Consider the following 20,381-nt stretch of genomic DNA (forward strand, 5'->3'; position numbering starts at 1 on the left):
AGATCACCTTGGGGGGGGTTCGTGACGGGCTGCGGCCCGGTCAGCGGAAAAGGGCGTGACGAGGGTGGGAACGCCGGTCCGAGGCGGATCGCGGGTCCCGGGTGGACGGCACCGGGCAGCGGCCGGCCAGCCCGGCCCGGAACAGCCCGTGGCTGATCCGCCGCAGCGCGGCGTCCTCCAGCTCCGCGCGCAACTCACCGTGGCGCAGCAGCGCGTCCGGCCCGAGCAGCGCCTCGACCGCCGCCACCGCGCCGGGCAGGTCGCCGTGGTCGAGGCGGGCGCGGATGTCGGGCAGGGACTCGGGCCGGCGGTGCGCCTCGTCGATCGCGCGCAGGCACGGCAGCGGCGTACCGGTGAGCGTGGCGAGCAGCTCCTCCCGGCGTACCTCCGCCGGGTCGTGGTCCAGCGGCGCGAGCACACCGTCGACGAGGCCGATCCGGTGCCGGGCGCCACGGCAGTCGACCAGGCGGGGCCGGTCTCCCGGCCGGTCGTCGCGGGCCCGGACGGTGGCCGGAGCGCCCGGGGCGAGCGCCGACGCCACAAGCGGGTGCAGCCGGTCCAGCTCGATCATCCGATGGCGCAGCAGTTCCACGTCCGGCGGTGTCCGGGTCGCCGCGTCCGGCAGCACCGGCAGCGCGGTCGACCGGCCCGGCCGGGCCGTCCACCCGCCGCCCCGGCGTTGCAGGATCAGGCGGCGACGCGACCCGAGCCGCACCGCCACCGCCTCGCCTGTCGAGTCCTCGGCCCGGAGCAGCAACGCCGCCTCGGCCGGCCACCGGTGTGCCGGATATCCGCGGGCCGGACCCGCCGGGTCGACCGCCGGCAGGTCGGCGCCGGAGCGGACCCGCAGCTCACCTGCCCGGCGCGCGTCCCACAGGTGGCGGTGCAGGTCGAGTCGGAAGCGACGGTCGGGACGGGGATGCGGGTGGGCCGCCACGTCGTCGCCGGGGCCGGCCCACACCGCCAGGCTGATCCGCTGCCCGGCGTCGGCCCACGCCGGCGGCGTCCGTGCCACGAGCTGTGCCGCCCCGGTGCCGCCCCGGCCGGGCGGGCCGTACCGGGCCAGCGTGACGGTCAGCCCGGGACGCAGCAGCCCGTCCGGGGCGGTCCTCGGCAGGTGCCAGCGCAACAGGTCGGGCGCCAGGTGCCGGAGATCGTCGCGGAGCCGCGCGGCCAGCTCGCGGCCGTGCCGGTGGACGACCGCGCGCAGGCTCAGATCGACGTCGACGCGGGTGACCGCACAGGCGCCGGCCCAGTCGCCCACCGAACGGCGGGCGGTCGCGGCCTGGATCATGTCGGGCGGGACGGCGTACTCACGCACCCGCTGCCAGAGGGAGAGGCGGGAATCCGCGTTCGCGGCCGGGGAGCGCATCAGCACTCACCTTGCGCGAACCGGGCCCCCAATCTGCACGAGAGAGTCATCGCCGAGGATCGTAGCGGCGCGCCCGGCGGACCGCCAGCGGTTACCCCGGACCGGCCACCGGCGCGGGCGCCGCGGGCGCGCCGCGGCCGGCTCCGGCGAGGCCGGCGACGAGCAGCAGGTACGCGGTCAGCTCGACCAGCACGGCGAGCGCCGGCACCGGCTGCGGCAGTGTCGCCGTGGGCGTGACGGCGTACAGCACCCCGGCCTCGGTGAACGTCGGGACGGGCAGCCGCACCACGTCGATGCTGGTGTCGATCAGTGGCCACGCCACCAGCGACAGCAGGACAGCGCCGGCCGCGGCGAGCCGGCGCCCCCGGCCGACCAGGAGCACGGCGAGCGCCAGCGCGGTCAGCGCGAGGGCGAGCGCCGGAAGGACCGCCAGGATCAGCGCGCCCACCGCGTCCGCCACGTCCGGACCACCCGGCCGCGACCGCTGCTCGGCCAGCAGGTCCCGCCGGAGCTCGACGACCCGGACCAGCGCGTACCCGAGGAGCGGCACCGCCACCAGCGCGGCGGCCACCACCGGGCCACGCGTGACGCGGGCGCGCCACCCGACCAACAGCAGCACGGTCGCGGCCAGCGCCGCCCCGCAGGCGGTGAGGCCCGCCTCGAAGCCGGCTGTGACGTCGACGTGCTCGATCCGGCCGTACACCGTCCAGCCGAACTCCTGCGTGCCGGGCGCTGCCGGCATGGTGCGGACCGCGTCCACCAGCAGCACCGCCAGCGCCACCGGCACCGGCCAGCGCGGGGTCGGCAGGCCACGGGCCAGCGCGTAGGCGAGCAGCAACGCCAGGCTCAGCACCTCGGCGCCGCGCCAGACCGGGTGCGCCGCCAGGACGCCGACGGCGTGCAGCACGGCGCATGCCGCCGCACCGGTCAGGAGCAACGGGCTGCGGCGCACGCCGCGGATCTTGCCACGGCATGCGGGCCCGCCGCTGCCCCGCGCGGTCAGCTTCCGGTGGCCAACTGCTCCTTCGCGTCGTCGTAACCGGCCTGGCCCGGTGCCTCGGCCGGCGCGTAGATGACCCGGATGACGCCCGTCGGGTATGCCTCCGTCGCGGTCACCCGGAGGTGGTACGGGCGGTCGCCCTCGTCGAACAGCTTGCGTCCCTTGCGGGCCGCCACCGGGTGCACCAGCAGCCGCAGCTCGTCGACCAGCCCGGCGGCGAGCAACTGCTGCACCACCGAGATCGAGCCGGGGATGAGGATGCCCTTGACGCCGGCGTCGGCCTTGAGCGCCGCCACCGCGTCGACCAGGTCGCCCTGGACCAGCTCGGAGTTGCGCCAGGAGAACTCCAGCGGCTGGCGGGAGACGACCACCTTGCGCATGTCGCCGAGCTGCTTGGCGAACGGCGCGTCGTCGCCGCCTTCGGCCTCCCGGCCCGGCCACGCGCCGGCGAAGCTGTCGTAGGTCTCACGGCCGATCAGCAGGACGTCGGAGGTGTCGTAGTCCTCGGTGACGGCGCGGCCCATGTTGTCGTCGAAGTAGGGGAAGTGCCAGTCCGGGTCGATCTCGGCGACGCCGTCGGCCGAGATGAACAACGTGGAGACGACCTTCGCCATCGTGGTGCTCCTTCATGTTCCAGGTGATGTCGACGGGTGGACCGCCGTCGCATGCCAAACTCATCGGCTCGTCGGCGGGTCACGCCTCAGATCGTGAAGTCCGGCGGCGCGCCCTCGCCGACCCGCCCGTCCACCGCCTCGCGGAGCAGGTCGGCGTGTCCGGTGTGACGCGCGTACTCCTCGATCATGTCATCGTGACGCGTGAGAAGGGGCCCCTCCTGTACCGGAGGCGTTAAGCGGGGGCCCGGCCTTGCTCCCGGAAGCGATCAGGAATCGAGAAGCGGGGTGGGTAGGGGCGGTCGTAGCGTTTCTGCTGAGCGGGGCGGCGTCACGTCGACCGCCGGGGAACGAGGGGGAACCGAGATGAGCGAGGGCTTCAGCGCCGAGGAACGCGCCGCGATGAAGGAGCGCGCGGCCGAGCTGCGCGCCGAGGGGAAGAAGGGCGGGAAGAAGGCCGACGAGTTGCAGGCGGTCCTCGACCGGATCGCACAGATGGCGCCGGCCGACCGCGAGCTGGCCGAGCGCGTGCACGTGACGATCACCGCCGCCGCTCCCGAGCTGTCGCCGAAGACCTGGTACGGCATGCCCGCGTACGCGAACGCGGCCGGCAAGATCGTGGTCTTCTTCCAGGACTCGGGGAAGTTCAACTACCGCTACTCGACGGTGGGCTTCCAGGACGCGGCCAACCTCGACGACGGTGACATGTGGCCGGCGTCGTTCGCGCTGCTGCGGTGGAGCCCGATGGTGGAGAAGCGGCTCACCGAGCTGGTGCGGACCGCGGTCTCCTGACGTGCGCGTCGACGGGTGGTCGGTCCGCCACCCCGCCGCCCATTCGCAAACAGATGGTTGCGAAAGCGATCGTTTTCGTTAGGGTGGGGGCGTGTCCGACCTCGACCTCGCGTTCGCCGCGCTCGGCGACCCCGTCCGCCGCGCCCTGGTGACCCGCCTCGCCCACGGTGACGCCACGGTGGGCGAGCTGGCCGAGCCGTTCGACCTGACCCCGCAGGCGATCTCCCACCACGTGGGCGTGCTGCGCCGCTGCGGCCTGGTCGAGCAACGCCGCGAGGGCACCCGGCGGCCCTGCCGGCTCCGGGCCGACCGGCTCGCGCCGCTCGGCGCCTGGCTCGACGAGCAGCGCCGGGCCTGGGACGACCGACTTGACGCGCTCGACCGCCACCTCGACGACGGGGCGGGCAGCCGGTGACCGCCCGCGCCGAGCGGCACGGCGACGAACTGATCGCCCGTCGACACCTCCGTGCCGGGGCGGCCCGGGTCTGGGCCGCCTTCACCACGCCGGCGGGCCTCGCGGCGTTCTGGGGCGGCTCGCACGCCGAGGTGCCACCCGGGTCGGTGACCGTGGACGCGCGGCCCGGCGGCGAGTTCGCGCTCGACACCCGCGCCCCGGACGGCGCGACCCGCCGACTCCGCTTCGTCTACGTGCGCCTCGACCCGCCACGTGAACTCGTCTTCGACGAACCGGTGACCGGCCTGCGCACGACCGTGACGCTCCGGCCCGCCGGCGAGGGCACCGAACTGACCGTCCACCAGCGCCGGCTCCCGCCGGAGCTGCGGACCGCCCGGGCCGCGGACGGGCTCGCCTCGATCCTCGACGCGCTCGCCGCCCACCTTTCCGCCGAAGGAGCCGACAGTGCCGCAGATCAGCCAGCGTGACCTGGTCGACGAATACTTCGCCGGCTTCCGGGCCAGCGACCACCCGCGCATCCTGGCGACGCTCACCGACGACGTGGAATGGGTCATCCACGGTCACCGCACCACCCGGGGTCGGGCGGAGTTCGACGGCGAGATCGAGAACCCGGCGTTCGCCGGCAGCCCGCGGCTCGACGTCGAGCGGGTGCACGAGGACGGCCCCGTCGTCGTGGTGACCGGCGAGGGGCGCGGGGTCAGCGTGGCGCACGGGCCGTTCCGCTTCGCCTTCAACGACCTGTTCACGTTCCGCGACGGGCTCATCGCCCGCGTCGACTCCTACGTGGTCCCGCTGCTCTGACACCGGCCCGGCCCGATGCGCGGCGTGTCGTTTCCGTACAAGACAGTGGGCGGCCCGGATTCCTAGCATTCCCCCATGCGTGATCTTGTCTATACCGGTTTCCTGTCCCTCGACGGCGTGGTGGACTCCCCCGGCGGCGGGCCGGGCGAGGAGCATCGCAGCGGTGGCTGGGTGGTGCGGGACATCGAGTTCGTGCCGGAGGCCTTCTCGCTCAAGGGCGAGGAGCTGGCCGACACCACGGCGTTGATGTTCGGTCGCCGCAGCTACCAGGCGTTCGCACCGGTCTGGCGGGACTCCGACGACCACGCCGACTACCGGGAGCTGCCGAAGTACGTGGTCTCGTCCGGCCTGCCCGACGACGCGCTCGTCGACGGCTGGGGCCCGACGACGATCCTGCGCTCGACCGACGACGTGGCCGCGCTCAAACGGGGCGAGGGCGGGGCGGTCTTCATCCACGGCAGCGCGGAACTCGCCCGCCGCCTGTCGGACGCCGGTCTGATCGACCGGTACCACCTGCTCGTCTTCCCGGTGCTGCTCGGTGCCGGGAAGCGCCTGTTCAGCACCGCCGACAAGGACAAGCAGACGGTGCGGCTGCGGGAGTCCGAGACCTACTCCAACGGCGTGCTGAAGCTGATCTACGACGTGGTCCGCTGACCCAGGTCCAGCGCGATCGGTCGGCCGCCGCCCGCGCGCAACTGCCCCGCCGTCCGCCCGACGTACCGGCGCAGCGCGCGGGCCAGGTGCGGCTCGTCGACGTACCCGAGCCGGGTGACCGCCTCGGCCACCGCGACGCCGGCGGCCAGCAGCGCCGCGGCCTGCCGGGCGCGTTCGATCTGCCGCACGGCGCCCTGGGTCAGCCCGGTCGCCGCCCGGAAGCGACGTTCCACGGTGCGCGGCGACGCGTAGGGGCGGTGGCCACGGCGAAGCTCGGCGACGAACGGGTCACGGACCACCGCGCCGGCGCGGACCAGCCGCTCGACAAGCGCCTCGGCGTCGTCCGGGCCCGGTGTCTCCCACCGGTCGCCGGCCAGCCGGAACGTCCGGCGGGTGACGTCGGGCAGCGTGGCGCCGCGGTCGACCAGGGCCGGGGCGGGGAGGACGCGCAGCGACGTCCCCACCGCGAACTCGATGCCGACGAAGGCGGCGCCCGCCGGCACCGGCGCGACGCCCGCGCCGGTCTCGGGCCCGGAGACGCTCGCGTACGGCCGGCCGTCGTACTGCCAGAACACCAGGCCCCAGCACGCGGTGGCCACCGACGTCATCTCCGTGACCGGCCCGCTGGCGCAGGTCCACACCGTGTCGACCCACCCGGAGTCGGACGCGCGCGTGGTGAACCGCAGTGCCACGGCGGCAGGATACGGCGCTCGGCCGACAACCCCTACCGGGCCGCCGGGTCCGACCCGTCGGGCCGGGCGGCGACCGCGTCGCGGGCGGGGTAGCCCAGCACCTCGGCCAGGTCACCGGCCGCCGCGGTGTAGGCGGCGTAGATGTCGTCGTCGAAATGGTTGCGCCAGTCGCCGGCCGCGCCCTTGCGGTAGTGGGAGATCCGGCCCGGCGTCTCCTTGTCCTTCTTCATCTTCGTGAAGCTGTAACGGGCCAGGAGCGCGGCCAGGTCGGACGGCGGCAGCGTGATGCCGCAGTGCCGCATCAGCCGGTCCACCTCTTCGGCCTGCCGGTCGCCGGTCAGGTCCTCGTAGCGGAACAGGCGGAACGTCTCCGCGGGCGGGGCCACCGCCCACGAGCGCATCTGCCCGAACTGCTTCTTGTCGCGGAGGCGGGCGATGACGTAGAGCATCCCCTCCTTCTTCGACTTCTCCTGGAGGGCCTTGCGGGCCTGCGGGATGTCACCCATCGGGGCGTGCGAGTTCCGCAGCGAGAAGTAGCTCGACACCACCACGTCGCGCGGGTCGCGGATCACGAAGAAGGCGCGGTACGTGCCGGCCTTCGGCACCGCCTCGAACCGACGGTGGGACAGGAAGATCGCGAGGCCGACCCGGCCGCGCGGGACGGGCGCGGTCGCGCCGCCGGAGTAGAAGCGCGGGTCGTACGGCAGCAGCCCGGAATGACGGTAGACGGTCGGATCGCTGAACAACGCCTTGATCCACTGGCTGCCCGTCTTGCGGACGGTGCAGTGGAAGATGTTGTCGAATTCGCTGCGGGAAACGACCGGCACGGTGAGCCGCATCCGGGTGTTGCGCGTTTCCATCTGCGCCCGCCGGGCCGCGACGCGCATGGAGTTCGGCGTATTGTGCTTGGCGAATTCGACGGCGCGATTGATCATTCTTCCAAACCTATCCGCGCCCCGCGGAGCAGGGCATACCGACACCTACGCGCATGTCGCACAGCCGGAATCCGCAGACTCCATCCGCTCGCCCCGCGCCCCGATGCGCCGCTAGGAATATCCCCGACGGTCCCATTAATGTCAATCGGAGCAGACCTGAGAGTAAGCTGAAAATCCGCAATTTACATAGGAATTGCAGGAATGGCGGGCGCGCGGGATTCCGCTCCGCCCGGCGTCGGGCCGGCACCCCGGGGCGCGACACCCACCGGCACAATGTGCGTCGTGCTCACCGCCACCCGCGCGCTGCTGACGTCGCTCGACCCACTCCCCCACCGGGCCCGGATGCGCCACCTCGCCGACTGGGCACGCACCGCGCCCGACCGCGCCCGGGTCTGCGCCGACCTCCGCGGAGGGGACGCCTACGCCCGGCGGCTCGCGTTGATCGCCGCCCTGGTGGTCCGGGACGACGCCGCCGTCGCCGCCGCGACCCACGACCCGCTGCCGTCGATCCGGGCCACCGCGCTCGCCGGGGCGCTGCGCGCCGGCACGCCCGCCGGCGACCTCACCGACCGGGCCGCTGTCGACCGGCGGCGGGTCTACCGCACGCTGCGCCGCCGGCCGGTGCCGGCCGTCGCCGACGCGCTGATCACCGAGGTACGCGACCGGTTCGGCGACGAGGAGGCCGCCGCGTTGCTGCCGGCCTGCGGCACCGACACGGTACGGGCGTTGCTGCCCGACCTGGAACACGCGCTCAGCCTGGAGCGGCTGGTCCGGCGGCACGCCGGCACGCTGCTGGCCCGGACCCGCGAGCGGCTGGCCGCGGCCCCGCCCGAGCAACGCGCCCGGATCTGGGGCGAGGTCGCCGGCGCGGTGCTGCGATGCGACCCGGCGGAAGCGCTCGACCTGCTCGAGCGGTACGCGCCGGAGCGGTCGCTGCCCGGCCCGCCGGTCGCGTACGGGCGGCTCGCCGGGTACGACGCGGCCCGCGTCGTACGCCTGCTCACCACGCCGGGACGCGCGGCCTGGGTGGCCCGCACCGCGCCGCCGCCGGCGCTGCTGCGACGCCTCGCGGTGCTGTCCACCGACGAGCTGGCGCCGCTCGCCGCCCGGTTCCGGGATCACGGCCGGAGCCTGGCGGCGCTGCTCGACGCCGTCGCGCCGCACCGGCGCGGCGAGCTGTACGACCTGGCGTTCGCCGGCACCGACACCACGCTGCTGGTGCCGGCCGCCGAGGTCATGGACGTGCTGCCGGCGACGGTCCGGGTCCGGGAGGCGACCCGGGTGCTCGGCCTGCCCCGGATCCGGGAACGGGAGGCCGACGTCCGCGCGTGGAGCGCGTACCTGCTCTGGCCGGACGCGTCCGCCGCGCTGGACGGCGCGGTGCGCTCCGGTGACGCGGACGAGCGGGCCACCGGCTGGGCGCTGCTGGTGGCCGCCGCCCGCCGCTCCCGCGACCCGCGCGTGGTGGCCGAGCTGGTCGCCCGGCTCGCCCGGCTGCGCAACGAGCAGGATCCGGTACGCGCCTCCGCGCTCACCGCGCTGTCCCGGGTCGCGCCGCTGCTCACCGCCGACACGGCCGACGGGCTGACGCGGGTGACCACCGACGCGGTCGACGCGCGGGACGCCTCGGCCGCCACCACGTCGGCGCTGAGCCACCTCGCCGTCGACGTGCTGGCGCACCACGTCGACGTGGCGCCGTTGCGCGGCTGGGCGCTGCTCACCGTCGACCTGGTGAGCAGCGGCGCGACCGCGCCGGTGCTGCGCCGCTTCGACCAGGTGCTGCGGCGCGGGCAGGAGACCATGGTCTTCGAGCGGCTGCGCGGCTGGGTCGAGGCCGGCATGAGGCGCGGCAACTACGCTCCGCTCTTCGCGCTCACGTACGCGCTGGGCAGGCGGGCCTGGCGACTGCCCGCGCTCCAGGGGCTGCTGCGCCGGGCGCTCGCCCGGGACACGCTGCCCGCGGTGGCGCGGACGGCGATCGGGCTGTGGCTCGCCGACCCGGAAACCCGCGCCGAGCGGGTGGCCGAGGTGCTCGGCGTCGACGCGTCGGCGGTGACGCTGCACGTGGTCTGGGAGACGGTCGGACGCGTCCGCACCGACCTGCTCGACCGGGCGCTGGGCCGCCGCCCACGCGGCCGGTTCGTCGAGTCCGGGATCCGGTGGGTGCCCGGCCACGCGCCGGGGGCCGCCCGCTGGCTGCCCCGCCAGCAGGCCCGCTTCGTGGAGTTGCAGGAGCTGGTCGTCGCCGACACCGGCCACGTCGTGTGGCAACGCGCGGCGGCGATCCGGGCCGCCGCCGGCCTCGGCGACGCCGGGCGGACGCTGGTGCGGCGCCACCTCGACGCGCCCGAGGTGCCGATTGCCGAGACGGCGCTGGGCGCGCTGGTCCGGACCGACCGCCCGGACGAGGCGCTGCCGGTGCTGCTCCGCCACGCCGACGGCGACCGGGCCCGGGTCGCGCTGTACGCGGCGGCCCGCGCCGCCCGGCACGTCCCGCCGTCCCGGCTGGTCGACCTGCTCGGCGCGCTGCTGCGGACCGGACCCGCGAAGCTCACCAGCCGGAAGGAGGCCGCCCGGCTGCTGGCCCGCTACGGGCCGCCCACGGCGATGGCGACGCTGCGCGACGCGTACCTCGATGCGGGAACGCACCGGGACCTGCGGGCGGCGATCGTCTCCGCCGCCCGGCAGCGACTGACCCCGGAGGCGAGCTGGACCGTCCTGCGGGCCGCGGTCGACGGCAGCCGCGAGGAACGACGCGCGGTCCTCGGCGCGTACCCGTACTGGATTCCGGAACGCCACCGACCCCGCTACGCCGCGCTCGTCGTCGAGGCGTGTCGCGCCCCCGACCGGGAGGTCCGGCGCGCCGCGTTCGATCGGCTCGGGGAATGGGCGCCCTGGTTGGCCGACGTCACCGACCTGATCGTCGACCGGCTCACCGACCTGGACGAGACGCTTGTCGACGTGGCGGTGGCCGACCTGCTGCGGGCCGGCGGCGACGAGGTGCTCGGTGTCGCGCTGGCGCGGCTGGTCGACCGGGACGCCGCCGACGACCGGCCCGGCGACCCGGCCGCCGACCGACCCGCCCGGCGGCGCGTCGACGTGCTCGCCCGCGGCGCTGCCGTCCGGGTCGCGCACCGGCCGGCCGACGCCGCCCGGACCGCGCTCGTCGACGCCGCCCGGTGGCTCGCCGGCCGGCCCGGTTTCGTCGGCACGGCCGCCGGCCTGCTGGTCGACCTCGGCCGGCTGGACAACCTGGACGAGGTCGCCGCGCTCTGCGCGGGCCGGCCCGTCCTCGCGGTACGCGCCGCCGGACGGGTCGGCGCGCGGCTGCGCGCCCTCCCGAACTGGCCGGACCTGACCGGGCTCGACGACATGGTGGCGCGGCTGGCCGGGCGGGGTGACCTGGCCGGCGGGCTGTTCGCGGTGGCGCTGGTCCGGCACGGGGCGGTCTCCGGGTGGCCGGAGCCGTGGCGGGGCCTGCTGACCGGGCTGCGCCGGCACCCCGACGCCGACGTGCGGGAGGAGGCGTACGGGGTCGAGATGAGCTGACCGCCGGCGCTCCCGCCCAACCCGGGTCGGTGGGTTCAGACCAGCCCGTCGAAGGCCCGCCGGACCCACAGGTCGTAGTCGTTCCTGATCTCCGACTCCATCGCCGCGCGGAAGATCGTCTGATATCCGCTCGCCTTCTCGACCGCCCGTCGCTGGCCGGCCGCGATCGCCTCCTGCGCGGTCTGGCGGATCTCCGCGCAGAGTTCCGCGCGCCCGTCGGAGGAGTTTCTCGGGTGTTGACGCGTGTAGGTGATCGCCAACTGGTCCAACTGCGACTGAAGCTCGGTGCGATACTTCGACCCACCCAGACCGAACGGCATCGGATTCCCCCTCCCGGCTGGCCGAGCCGGCACGGAACGGCCCGGCCGGCGTCGACGACGTGAGCCGAGTCTGCCGTAGCGGGCCTGCGGCGCCCCGCCCCTGAACGGTCGGCATCACTGTCGAGATGACGACGGTTCCGTCCCCGGTCGGTCCACTTCGGTGCCACGCCTGCTGTCCGCCGCGCGGACGGAGGCCCGGCGCGAGGACGTCCAGCCCTGCCGGTGCAGCCGTTCGACGCCGTCCAGCAGCAGGTCCAGCGCGAACTCGAACTCGAACTGGTCGTCGCAGCCCGAACCGACCACCGATCCGTCCTCGTGGGACGCCGCCCCGGCGACCTCCGCGAGGTACGGGAACCGCGCGGCGGCCTCCGGCGGGAACGCGGCCGACGGCTCGGGCCCGGACGTGCCGGACCGGCCGGCGCGCCGGGACGCGTCGAACAGTTCCTGGCTGAAGCCGAGGATCCGGCTGCCCATCGCGTGCATCACGTGGTGCGCCAGGTCGACGGAGAACCCGCCGGCCCGGAACGCCCCGACCATGGAGTCGAGGTACGCCAGGACGCCGGGCGTCGCGGTGTCGCGCGTCTCGATCGCCAGCGACGCCCAGGGGTGGCGCCGGAGCATCTGTCGCGCGGAGAGCACGCGTCGGCGGATCGTGTGTTTCCAGTCGCCGTCGGCGGCCGGTGGGTCGATCTCGGCGACGACCGCGTCGATCATGCCGTCGAGCAGTTCGTCCTTGTTGGCCACGTGCTTGTAGAGGGCCATCGGCACGACGTCCAACTCCTGGGCGAGGTTGCGCATGCTGAGGGCGGCGATGCCGGCCTCGTCGGCGAGCGCGACGGCGGTCCGCAGGATCCGTGCCCTGCTCAGTGGCGCCCGGCGCGCCACGTCGGCCTGCTCAGCCATCTCGTCCTCGCTCCCGGCGGCGGTGGTTGAACCCTAACCGTCTTGACAGGTGTACGCCGTACACCGACCATAGGTGTACGGCGTACACCAAGGAGGCTCGATGAAGGCGATCGTCCAGGACCGGTACGGCCCGCCGGAGACACTCACGCTGGCGGACGTTCCGGTGCCCCAACCCACCGCCGACCAGGTGCGCGTGCGGGTCGAGGCCGCCGCGCTCAACGCGTACGACTGGCACGCCACGCGCGGCGACCCGTGGCTGGCGCGACTGGCGATGGGGCGCACGCGGCCCCGGGCCCGCATCCGCGGACGGGACTTCGCCGGCCGGGTCGAGGCCGTCGGCGCCGACGTCCGGCAGGTGCGCGTGGGCGACCCGGTCTACGGCGACCTCGGCGACGCCAACGGCGCGTTCGCGGAGTACGTGTGCGTACCCGAGGACCTGGTCGCGGCGGCGCCGGCGAACCTGACACCGCAGCAGGCGGCGGCGCTACCGCTGGCCGGCACCACCGCGCTGCTGGGGCTGCGCGACGCCGGGCGGGTCCAACCCGGGCAGCGCGTCCTGGTCAACGGCGCCTCCGGCGGCGTCGGCACCCTGGCCGTCCAACTGGCCAAGGCGTTCGGCGCGACAGTGACCGCGGTCTGCAGCACCCGCAACGTCGACCTGGTCCGCACACTCGGCGCCGATCACGTGATCGACTACACCCGCGACGACTTCACCCGCGACCCCCGCCGCCACGACGTCGTGTTCGACCTGGTCGGCAACCGCTCGCTCACCGCGCTGCGGCGCGCGCTGACCCCGACCGGGACGCTCGTGCTCTCCGGCGGCGGCGTCTACCGCGGCGGCCACCTCGTCGGACCGGTCTGGCTGCTCACGCGTGGCCGGCTGGTGGCGCCGCTCGTCCGGCACCGCATCGTCGTCCTCGCCACGACACCCGGCCGGCGACACCTCGACGCGCTGCGCGCCCACGCCGAAGCCGGCCACCTCACGCCGGTCGTCGACCGCACCTACCCGCTCGCGGAGGTGCCCGCCGCCATCCGCTACCTGGAAGGCGGGCACGCCCGCGCGAAGGTCGTCATCACCGGCTGACCCGCGAACGAGTGCCGGACGAAGCCCGTCCGGGCCCCGACCGGCACTCCTCCGCCGTCAGCAGGACTTCTTCGCCGCGCGGCGGAACGCGTCCTCGGTGACCGCCTTCCGCTTGCCGCCGGGCTCGCCGACCAGGACCTGACCCGGCGGGAGCGCGGCCAGTTCCGCCAGCGTGAAGCGGACCGGCACGGTGCCCTGCCCGCTGTCGAAGGCGGAGGCGGTGTACTCCGTACCGGGCTGGAACGCGGTGAGCGTCTGCCCGTCGACCGTCCACCCCGACGGCGACTGCAACAACCGGACCTCGTCGACGGCCCCGCCGGTGCCGCGGTCGGCGTCCCACTGCGCCGGCGGGGAGACGCCCTCGGTGGAGACGCTCACCCGGTCCGCGTCGAACGTGTCGCAGCCGACGATCAGCATCGTGGGTTGCCCGTCCACCTGGCGCACCGCGGTCACCCGCTTGGCGGCCGGCGAGCACGCGGAGACGGTGGCCACGGTGGCGAGCGTCGCGAGGACGCCCGCCACCCGGATCAGCCGGGACGGCCTCAGCATCGGCTCACCAGCAGAGACCCAGCATGCACTTGGCCACTGGTTCGAGCCAGCTGGGCTGCGCCGGTTCCTTGCCATGCTCCCAGTATCCGCCCTTCCAGGGATTGGCCCCGATCTCCCACGGGTTGGCGTCGCCGTCGGTGCCGGTGAGCAGGTACGACAGGGCGGTGCCGGAGAAGTAGAGCGCCAGGAAGCTCGGCGGGCTGAAGTGCTGCCACTGATCGGAATGTCGTGCCTCGTGTTCGAGCAGGTCCGGGCCGTACGTCCCAGCGTCCACCCCGGCCCGGCGCAGCGCCTCCCGCTCGGCGGCCTCGGCGTTGACGGTCTGGAGCAGCTCACTCGACGAGTCCGGGTAGAGCAGGTAGTCGCCGATCGTGATCGGCCGCCCGTTCGGGGTCTGCACGCCGTAGCAGATCATCTGCTTCTGGCCGGCGAAGCACTGGCCGCCCCACAACTTGACGGCCGCCTGGGCCAGCAGGTTGTTGCCGAGCAGTTGGTTGCCCAGTCGGAACGGCGGGTCCCGTGGCGGGTCCTGGCCCGGGACCGGCACCTCCCAGGGGCTCTGCTCGGGGCCGCCACGGGACTGCTCCTCCCGCTGCAACCGCACCGCGGCGTCGAGCGCCGCCAGGGCGTCCGCCGCCGCCTCCTGCGCGCTCTTGCCGGCGGCCAGCGCCGAGGCGCGGGCCTGCGCGGCAGCCCGCTGGGCGGCGTCGGCGTAGGAGGCGGCCCGGGCCGCGGCGGCGTCGGCCGTCGCGGCGGACCGCGCCGCCGCCTGGGCGTCCCGCTGCGCGGCGGCCGCCGCGTCGCGGGCCACCTGCGCCGACGCCGCGGCCTGCACCGCGGACGCCGCCGCCTGCTGCGCCGAGGTGCGGGCCTGGTCGGCGTAACCGGCGGCCTGGCTGGCCGCGGTGGCGGCCTGCTCGGCGTAGCGCGCCGCGTCCTGGGCCGCCTTGCGGGCGACCGCCGCCACCCGCTGCGCCTCCGCGGCGTCCCGGCGGGCGTCGGCGGCGTACCGCAGCGCCTCGGAGACCAGACCACGGACCCGGGCGATGTGGGTGGCCGCCTCGGCGTCCCGACGCTGCGCGCGGAACTGCCCGTCGGTGAGGAAGTCCTTCAGGTACGACCGGGGGCCGGTGAGCGCGATCTGGGCCATCGACTTCACCTCCGGACCACCAGCGGTCATGATCTGGCCGACCCGGACCCGGTCGTCCAGCTCGGCCGCGGCGTACTGCCCGGTGGTCAGGAACTCGTGCCGGTCGGCGGGGGTGCCGTTGAGCGCGGCCTGCCCCGCCGCCTTCATCTGGGTGCCGCCGGCGGTCATCAACTGACCGATCCTGATCCGGTCGTCGGTGTCCTTGCCCGGGTACTCCCGGGTCTCCAGGAAGGTGACCACGGTGTCGTGCGAGCCGGTCAGCGCCGTCTCCGCCGCCGTCTTGAGCGCCGGCTTGTCGGCGGTGGCGGCGATGTGCCGGACCTTCATCCGGTCGTCCTCCTCGGCGGCGGCCTCCCGCCCGGTGGCGAGGAAGCTGCGGAGATCGGCCTCGGAGCCGGCGAGCGCGGCGCCCGCCGCCGCCCGGGTCCAGTCGCCGCCGGTGGTCATCAGACGCGCGGCAGCCCGACGCCCGCTGGACAGGACGACCTCCGACGAGGCGCCGGGGGCGCTGGCCTCGGCCAGCCACTGCCGGGTCTGCTCGTCCAGCCGCGCCTCCTCCGCGGCGTCCGCCGCGGCCCGGTCCAGTCGCTCCTGCTCGGCGACGCGCGCCTCGGCCGCGTCCGCCTTGCCCTCCTCGGTCTGGTCGGCCAGGCGTTCGGCGTCCGCCAGGCGGGCGTCCTCCTCCACCTGCACGGCCTGGTTGGCCGCCTCGGTCGCGGTGTTCGCGGCGGTGGTCGCGGCGGTGGCGGCCGCCGTCGCCCGAGCCGCCGCGGTGGCGGCCTCGCCGGCGTGCGCCGCGGCGTCGTCCGCGGCCACCGCGGCTGCCTCCGCGTGCTTCGCCGCGTCCAACGCCGCCTGGTACGCCTGCCGGGCGGCCTGCGCCGACTTCAGCGCGAACCGCTCGGCGGCGTTCGCGGCGCGGGTCGCCGCCGCGGCGTTGCGTTGGGCCGCCGCGGCGGCGGCCCGGGCCCGCGCGGCCTCCGCCGCCGCCACGTTGGAGTAGTTGCCGGCGGCCGCGGCCGCCGTCGCCGCGGCGGCGGCGTTGTTGCCGGCGCTGGCCGCGGCGGATGCCGCGCCGCTGGCGGCCTGGGCCGCGTTGCCGGCGGCGAGCGAGGCGTCGGCCGCCTTGCGGGCGTTGACCGCCACCTGGCGTGCCTCGGCGGCGGCCGTGCGGGCCGCCGCGGCCTTGGTCGCGTCGGTCGCCGCGTTGGCGGCGGCGCCGAACGCGCGGGACGCCGCCTGCCCGGCGAGCGTGGCCGCCGAGGCGGCGCGCGCGGCGGCGTTCGACGCCAGCCGGGCGGCGTTGTTGGCCGCCCGCGCGGCGCCGACCGCGGTGCGGGCCGCGTCGGCCGCGCGGGCCGCCGCGTCCGCCGCCCGGGCGGCGGCGCTGGACGCGCGCTTGGCCGACTCGCGGGCCGCCTCGGTCTCCGCCTTGGCGCGCTCGGCGGCGGCCTTGGCCAGCCGGGCCGCCTCCACCGCCTGCGCGGACGCGTTCTTGGCGGCCTCGGTCTCCTCGGCCGCCATCTCGCCGGCCTCCTTGGCCTGGCTGACCAACTGGGTGAGCGTGCTCACCTCCTGGTCCCGGGCCCGTGCCACGTGCTGCCCCCGGACCAGGAAGTCGCGCAGGTCCCGGTCGGTGCCGGCGAGCGCCTGCTGCGCGGCCTCGCGGACGGCGGGACCACCGGCGGTCATGATCTGGCCGATCCGCACCCGGTCGTCGAGCATCCGCGCGTTGCCCAGCTCCAGGAAGAAGAACCGCTCCAGGTCCTCCGGGGTGCCGGTCAGCGCGCGCTGGGTCGCGGCCTTCACCTGGGGGCCGCCCACGGTCATCACCTGGGCGGCGCGGACCCGCAGGTCGAGGGCGAGCGGCGCCTCGTAGCCGCTCTCCAGGAACCGCTGCACGTCGGCCGGGGTGCCGGCCAACGCCGCCTCGGCCGCCTGCCTCGTGTTGGACCCGCCGATCTCCTGGTACTGCTCCACCACGTCCCGGCTGTCGTGCGCCACCGCTTCGGAATAGCCGGTGTCGAGGAACTCGCGGAGGTCCGCGTCCGAGCCGGTCAACGCGACCTCGGCCGCCCGCGAGACGGCGGGGCCGCCGGTGCGCATCAGCTCCACGCAGCGGGCCCGGTCCGCCGGCGTCAGCGGATCCGCCGCGCTGGCCGGTGACGCGAACGTCGTCGCTGTCACGATCATGGTGGTGGTCATGGCGATGACGGCACGTAGTGTCGTCCCGCCCGGGCGCCTTCGGCGACCTCTCACGGCCTGTTCCCCCGTTCGTCCACTGGCAACGCCGGCACAGAAGTTCCGGCGCGGCCAGGCTATGTTCGCCGGGAGCAGCGTGATGTCCCGTATGGACGAACCACCACAATCGTCGATACCCGCCGGTCCGAGGGCGCACCGCGGCGGCGCGCCCCCGGGCCGGATCCGGGTCAGTTCGCGTGCACGCTGACGTTCGTCGCCCGCAGCAGGCCCACCACGGTCCGCACCGTCGCCAGGCCCTCCTGGTGGCTACCGGCCTTGATCCGGCCGGACCAGTAGGCGTACCGCTCGGCCAGGCTGTCGACGCCCACCGTCCCGGCCCGCAGCACGCAGGAGCCGAGCGGGTCGTCGGGCGCCTCGGTCGCCGGAGCGGCGGCGCACCCGGCGGTGAACCGTTCCTGTCCCCGCATCGGCTCGAGCCCGGAGACGTCGCCCTGACAGGGGTCCCAGTCGAGGACCTGGGCGCAGGTGGCGTAGTTCGCCAGCGCCCGCTGGTAGGCGTTGAACAGGTGCAGCGATCCGGTGTTGTAGCTGTCCTGGCTGCGCGGCAGGCGGTAGTCCGCCGGCAGGGACCGGTCGCCGAAGAGTTGACCGTGCAGCACGTCGTCCCGGTCCAACGCCGAGGACCAGCCCAGCTCGGAGAAGATCTGGAGCATCCGGACCGTGTCGGAGACCCTCTTCCCGGCGTCCCACAGTTGCTGGGAGACCGACCAGGTGCCGGCCGCCGGCCGGTCGACGCCGGTGCCGAGCGCCGCCACCCGGTAGAAGTAGCGCTGCTTACCGGTGAGCATGGCCCGCGTCTTGGTACGCGCCAGCGCCACCGCGGCGGGGTTCTCCACCACCGTCCCGCTGTTGTCCAACGCCGGCCGGTACGTCGAGTCCCACTTCTGGTTGATGTAGTAGTCGGGCTCCCGGCAGTAGCCGGTCGGCGGGTTGGCCCGCTGGTCCCACAGGCAGACGTCGATCAGGTGCGTCTTCCACGTCACGGTCCGCACGTCCTGCCAGTCGCCGCCCAGCCACTTGGCCTGCTGCCGCACCACCAGTTGCAGGTCGGCGTTGGTCCGCTGGGTGCGCGGCCCGTCGATCACCTCCACGTTGACGAAGTCGGCGTCCAGGCAGGAGCGCAGCTCCGGCCGGTGCGCGGGGGCCATCGCGTAGTTGGCGAGGTGGTAGACGTTCGGCAGCGCCGACCGGTTGACCCGGCTCGGCGTGGTGACGCCCCCGGCCTGTCCGCAGAACGACATCCTGGCCACGTCCGCGATCCGGCCCGCCGCCGGGACGTCCTGGTCGACGCTGCCCCACATGTCGTAGTCGCGGTCGGTCTCCACCCAGCGCACCGCCCGGCCGACCTCGTCGAGGGCCGCCTTCCACTGGCCCGTGGCCGACCGGTAGTCGGCCATGAGGCGCTGGAACAGCGCGTTGGTGCCGCCGTCCGCGGCCGGGGCGCTGAACTGCCGCACCCGACGGTTCACCGCGTCACCGGCGGCGATCGTGCTCTGCGTCTCGGCCGCGCCGACCTGGGCGGCGTACTGCGGGTTCTGCAGTTGCAGGATCAGGTTCGCGCGCGCGCCAAGCAGCCACGTCGACGGGTTCGCCACGCCACCGGCGGGCGCGTCGCCGGGGGCGGGGGTCAGCGCGATGCCCCGGGCGCCCGCCCACTGGGCCAGGTAGTCGATCGCGCCGGCCGGCAGGTGGAGACCGACCGTCGACACCGGGTCGGCCAGCGACGTGCCGACCGGGACGACGTGGGGCGCCTGCCGCGCCGAGTCGACCGCGAACGTCCGGGTCGGCGAGTCACCCTGGTCGAAGTACGTCGCGAAGGAGTCGATCGCCGAGCCGGTGCGCGCCTCGCGGTGCACGTACCGGTCGACGCTGGTCCGCAGCGGCTGCTGGGCGATCTGCTCGAACGCCGCCTGGCTGGCCAGCGCGAGCCCGTCGACCCGCTGGTCGAGCACGATGAGCTGCCCGGCGATGACGGTCAACTGGGCGCGTACCTCGGCGAGGTCCCGGGCGAGTGCGGTGAGCTGGGCGCTCAGCGCGTCGTACATCACGCCGAGCATCTTCTCGATCCGGTCGAACCGCTTGTCCATGCCCGCCGCGAGCCGGTTGATCTGGTCCCGCAGCGCCGCGATCTGCGCACCGGTGGCGTCGTCGGCCCCGCCGCCGGAGGTGAACAGCGGAAGCAGGATCATCGCGGCCCCCACCAGGCCACCGACCAGCGTGAACGTGGACATGGCCAGCGCCGCGGTGGTGATCCCGGCGGCCGAGATGGCCGCGGTGTAGGTGGTGATGGCCGAGATGGCGCCGACCACGGCCTTGGCGATGGTCTCGATCTGCCGGCCGAACTGCTTGTCCACCATGCCGGCGAGCTTGCCGAGCACGGTGACGGCCTGACCGAGCTTCTCGTTGAGCTTGCGGTCGGCCTCCGCCTTGGCCTTGGCGGCGGCCTCGTCGGTGGCTGTCGGCCTGTCCGGGCCGCCGATCGGGAAGCGGTCGGACTGGGCCACCGCGTCGGTCACCGCGGCCGCCGACCGCGCCCGCAGCGCGGCGAGCGCGGCGTCGAGCTGCGTCTGGATCTCCGCCCGGTAGGCGTCCTTGTCGTACCGCTTCGCGGTGATCGCCGCAAGGTCGAGGTGGCCGGACAGGTCGGGCAGTTGCGCCAGCTCGTCCGCCGGGGTGTCCAGGCGTACGCCGAGCCGGGCGCCGACCGCGGTGTTCCAGACCTCGGCGAGGACGGCGTCGGAGGCGGCCCGGGTGTGCAGCCCGGCCCAGACCTGGCCGATCGCGCTCCGCGACAGCATCTCCCACATGTGGTCCTGCGTGCCGCTGCGGATCTGCTCGATCGGCGGCACGATCCCGCCGAGTTCCTCACCTGTCGTGCTGCGCAGCAGCCCTCGGACCGCCGGGCCGCCGAGCCGCGCCTCACCGCTGCCGGCGAGTTTCTCCACGGCCGCGCCGAGCAGGTGGAGCTTGCCGGGTGACTCGTCGGACCCGGTGACGGCCTGCCCGACGAGGGCGGTGACGGTGGTCAGGTGGGCGCCGACGGCGGCAGCGTCGGCGGTCGGGTGGGTGGCGCGCCAGTCGCTGAGTTCGGCGGCGAGCACGGCGTCGGTCAGGCCCGGGGTGCCGCCCTCGCGGACCTGGACGACGGCCGCGAAGAGGGCGTGGTGCACGGCCTGCTCGTCGTAGGTGACCGGGTCGGCGGCGACCGCCGGCCCGGCCAGCCCGACGACCAGGCCGACACCGGTCACCGCGGCGAGCCACCGGTGTGGGCGGCCCTTCTGGGTTCTCATGG

Annotated in this window: 17 protein-coding genes and 1 pseudogene; 7 read left to right on the plus strand and 11 right to left on the minus strand. The window is 75.0% G+C overall.

Translation table 11 applies throughout. The annotated features are described in order from the left end of the window. Positions 1-40: 40 nt before the first annotated feature. The 4 genes and pseudogenes from ACLQ2W_RS16915 to ACLQ2W_RS16930 form a co-directional block, all read right to left on the minus strand. Positions 41-1,372 carry a hypothetical protein gene (locus ACLQ2W_RS16915; RefSeq protein ID WP_425787248.1) on the minus strand — a complete coding sequence of 444 codons (1,332 nt, stop codon included), beginning with the start codon at positions 1,370-1,372 and terminating at the stop codon, positions 41-43. 91 nt (positions 1,373-1,463) lie between these two features. Further along, positions 1,464-2,324 (minus strand): hypothetical protein, encoded by an 861-nt coding sequence (locus ACLQ2W_RS16920; protein WP_425787249.1) that lies wholly within the window; start codon positions 2,322-2,324, stop codon positions 1,464-1,466. Between the two features lie 47 nt (positions 2,325-2,371). Beyond that, positions 2,372-2,986: a dihydrofolate reductase family protein gene (locus ACLQ2W_RS16925; protein ID WP_425787250.1), complete on the minus strand. Its 615-nt coding sequence runs from the start codon at positions 2,984-2,986 to the stop codon at positions 2,372-2,374. 86 nt (positions 2,987-3,072) lie between these two features. After that, a pseudogene (locus ACLQ2W_RS16930) lies at positions 3,073-3,177 on the minus strand (DUF664 domain-containing protein); the annotation flags it as partial. 172 nt (positions 3,178-3,349) lie between these two features. Between ACLQ2W_RS16930 and ACLQ2W_RS16935 the strand changes: the two are divergent. The 5 genes from ACLQ2W_RS16935 to ACLQ2W_RS16955 all read left to right on the plus strand — a co-directional run bounded on the left by ACLQ2W_RS16935 (position 3,350) and on the right by ACLQ2W_RS16955 (position 5,645). Continuing rightward, entirely contained in the window at positions 3,350-3,775 is a 426-nt protein-coding gene (locus ACLQ2W_RS16935; protein WP_281934865.1) for an iron chaperone, read from the plus strand. Between the two features lie 91 nt (positions 3,776-3,866). Continuing rightward, the gene (locus ACLQ2W_RS16940) at positions 3,867-4,190 is read left to right on the plus strand and encodes an ArsR/SmtB family transcription factor (protein ID WP_405093340.1); all 324 of its coding nucleotides are present in this window, start codon (positions 3,867-3,869) and stop codon (positions 4,188-4,190) included. Next, entirely contained in the window at positions 4,187-4,657 is a 471-nt protein-coding gene (locus ACLQ2W_RS16945; protein ID WP_425787251.1) for an SRPBCC family protein, read from the plus strand. Before ACLQ2W_RS16940 ends, ACLQ2W_RS16945 begins: the two co-directional genes overlap by 4 nt. Continuing rightward, complete coding sequence (locus tag ACLQ2W_RS16950; protein ID WP_425787252.1) at positions 4,635-4,991, plus strand: nuclear transport factor 2 family protein; 357 nt, start codon at positions 4,635-4,637, stop codon at positions 4,989-4,991. The genes ACLQ2W_RS16945 and ACLQ2W_RS16950 overlap by 23 nt, the downstream gene beginning before the upstream one ends. A 75-nt stretch (positions 4,992-5,066) precedes the next feature. Further along, positions 5,067-5,645, plus strand: coding sequence for a dihydrofolate reductase family protein (locus tag ACLQ2W_RS16955; protein ID WP_405093337.1), 579 nt, complete (start codon positions 5,067-5,069; stop codon positions 5,643-5,645). Here ACLQ2W_RS16955 and ACLQ2W_RS16960 read toward each other — a convergent pair. Together ACLQ2W_RS16960 and ACLQ2W_RS16965 are read right to left on the minus strand one after the other, a co-directional pair. Beyond that, complete coding sequence (locus ACLQ2W_RS16960; protein WP_425787253.1) at positions 5,627-6,337, minus strand: helix-turn-helix domain-containing protein; 711 nt, start codon at positions 6,335-6,337, stop codon at positions 5,627-5,629. The genes ACLQ2W_RS16955 and ACLQ2W_RS16960 overlap by 19 nt on opposite strands. Before the next feature lie 32 nt (positions 6,338-6,369). Continuing rightward, positions 6,370-7,272, minus strand: a complete 903-nt coding sequence (locus ACLQ2W_RS16965) for a sulfotransferase domain-containing protein (protein WP_425787254.1) — start codon at positions 7,270-7,272, stop codon at positions 6,370-6,372. Positions 7,273-7,545: 273 nt separating this feature from the next. Between ACLQ2W_RS16965 and ACLQ2W_RS16970 the strand changes: the two genes are divergently transcribed. Continuing rightward, complete coding sequence (locus ACLQ2W_RS16970) at positions 7,546-10,821, plus strand: hypothetical protein (protein ID WP_425787255.1); 3,276 nt, start codon at positions 7,546-7,548, stop codon at positions 10,819-10,821. A gap of 35 nt (positions 10,822-10,856) precedes the next feature. On the opposite strand, the gene ACLQ2W_RS16975 is transcribed toward ACLQ2W_RS16970, so the two are convergent. Then, on the minus strand, positions 10,857-11,141 hold the full coding sequence (locus ACLQ2W_RS16975) for a hypothetical protein (protein ID WP_425787256.1): 285 nt from the start codon (positions 11,139-11,141) through the stop codon (positions 10,857-10,859). Between the two features lie 114 nt (positions 11,142-11,255). Then, positions 11,256-12,044, minus strand: a complete 789-nt coding sequence (locus ACLQ2W_RS16980; RefSeq protein WP_425787257.1) for a TetR/AcrR family transcriptional regulator — start codon at positions 12,042-12,044, stop codon at positions 11,256-11,258. A 100-nt stretch (positions 12,045-12,144) separates the two neighbouring features. Here ACLQ2W_RS16980 and ACLQ2W_RS16985 point away from each other — a divergent pair, with 100 nt between their 5' ends. Continuing rightward, positions 12,145-13,128: an NAD(P)-dependent alcohol dehydrogenase gene (locus ACLQ2W_RS16985; protein WP_425787258.1), complete on the plus strand. Its 984-nt coding sequence runs from the start codon at positions 12,145-12,147 to the stop codon at positions 13,126-13,128. Positions 13,129-13,185: 57 nt separating this feature from the next. On the opposite strand, the gene ACLQ2W_RS16990 is transcribed toward ACLQ2W_RS16985, so the two are convergent. The 3 genes from ACLQ2W_RS16990 to ACLQ2W_RS17000 all read right to left on the minus strand — a co-directional run bounded on the left by ACLQ2W_RS16990 (position 13,186) and on the right by ACLQ2W_RS17000 (position 20,379). Continuing rightward, complete coding sequence (locus tag ACLQ2W_RS16990) at positions 13,186-13,677, minus strand: hypothetical protein (RefSeq protein WP_425787259.1); 492 nt, start codon at positions 13,675-13,677, stop codon at positions 13,186-13,188. 4 nt (positions 13,678-13,681) lie between these two features. Beyond that, complete coding sequence (locus ACLQ2W_RS16995; RefSeq protein ID WP_425787260.1) at positions 13,682-17,032, minus strand: ALF repeat-containing protein; 3,351 nt, start codon at positions 17,030-17,032, stop codon at positions 13,682-13,684. Between the two features lie 224 nt (positions 17,033-17,256). After that, positions 17,257-20,379, minus strand: coding sequence for a hypothetical protein (locus ACLQ2W_RS17000; RefSeq protein WP_425787261.1), 3,123 nt, complete (start codon positions 20,377-20,379; stop codon positions 17,257-17,259). Positions 20,380-20,381 lie beyond the last annotated feature (2 nt).

Source organism: Micromonospora sp. DT227 (assembly GCF_049841835.1).
GTDB lineage: Bacteria > Actinomycetota > Actinomycetes > Mycobacteriales > Micromonosporaceae > Micromonospora.

Excerpts from the sequence above, each read along its gene's own strand:
- ACLQ2W_RS16925 (WP_425787250.1), bottom strand. The coding sequence starts at position 2,986 with ATGGCGAAGGTCGTCTCCACGTTGTTCATCTCGGCCGACGGCGTCGCC.
- ACLQ2W_RS16915 (WP_425787248.1), bottom strand. The coding sequence starts at position 1,372 with ATGCGCTCCCCGGCCGCGAACGCGGATTCCCGCCTCTCCCTCTGGCAG.
- ACLQ2W_RS16975 (WP_425787256.1), bottom strand. The coding sequence starts at position 11,141 with ATGCCGTTCGGTCTGGGTGGGTCGAAGTATCGCACCGAGCTTCAGTCG.
- ACLQ2W_RS16990 (WP_425787259.1), bottom strand. The coding sequence starts at position 13,677 with ATGCTGAGGCCGTCCCGGCTGATCCGGGTGGCGGGCGTCCTCGCGACG.
- ACLQ2W_RS16985 (WP_425787258.1), top strand. The coding sequence starts at position 12,145 with ATGAAGGCGATCGTCCAGGACCGGTACGGCCCGCCGGAGACACTCACG.
- ACLQ2W_RS16965 (WP_425787254.1), bottom strand. The coding sequence starts at position 7,272 with ATGATCAATCGCGCCGTCGAATTCGCCAAGCACAATACGCCGAACTCC.
- ACLQ2W_RS16955 (WP_405093337.1), top strand. The coding sequence starts at position 5,067 with ATGCGTGATCTTGTCTATACCGGTTTCCTGTCCCTCGACGGCGTGGTG.
- ACLQ2W_RS16995 (WP_425787260.1), bottom strand. The coding sequence starts at position 17,032 with ATGACCACCACCATGATCGTGACAGCGACGACGTTCGCGTCACCGGCC.
- ACLQ2W_RS16980 (WP_425787257.1), bottom strand. The coding sequence starts at position 12,044 with ATGGCTGAGCAGGCCGACGTGGCGCGCCGGGCGCCACTGAGCAGGGCA.
- ACLQ2W_RS16935 (WP_281934865.1), top strand. The coding sequence starts at position 3,350 with ATGAGCGAGGGCTTCAGCGCCGAGGAACGCGCCGCGATGAAGGAGCGC.
- ACLQ2W_RS16970 (WP_425787255.1), top strand. The coding sequence starts at position 7,546 with ATGTGCGTCGTGCTCACCGCCACCCGCGCGCTGCTGACGTCGCTCGAC.
- ACLQ2W_RS17000 (WP_425787261.1), bottom strand. The coding sequence starts at position 20,379 with ATGAGAACCCAGAAGGGCCGCCCACACCGGTGGCTCGCCGCGGTGACC.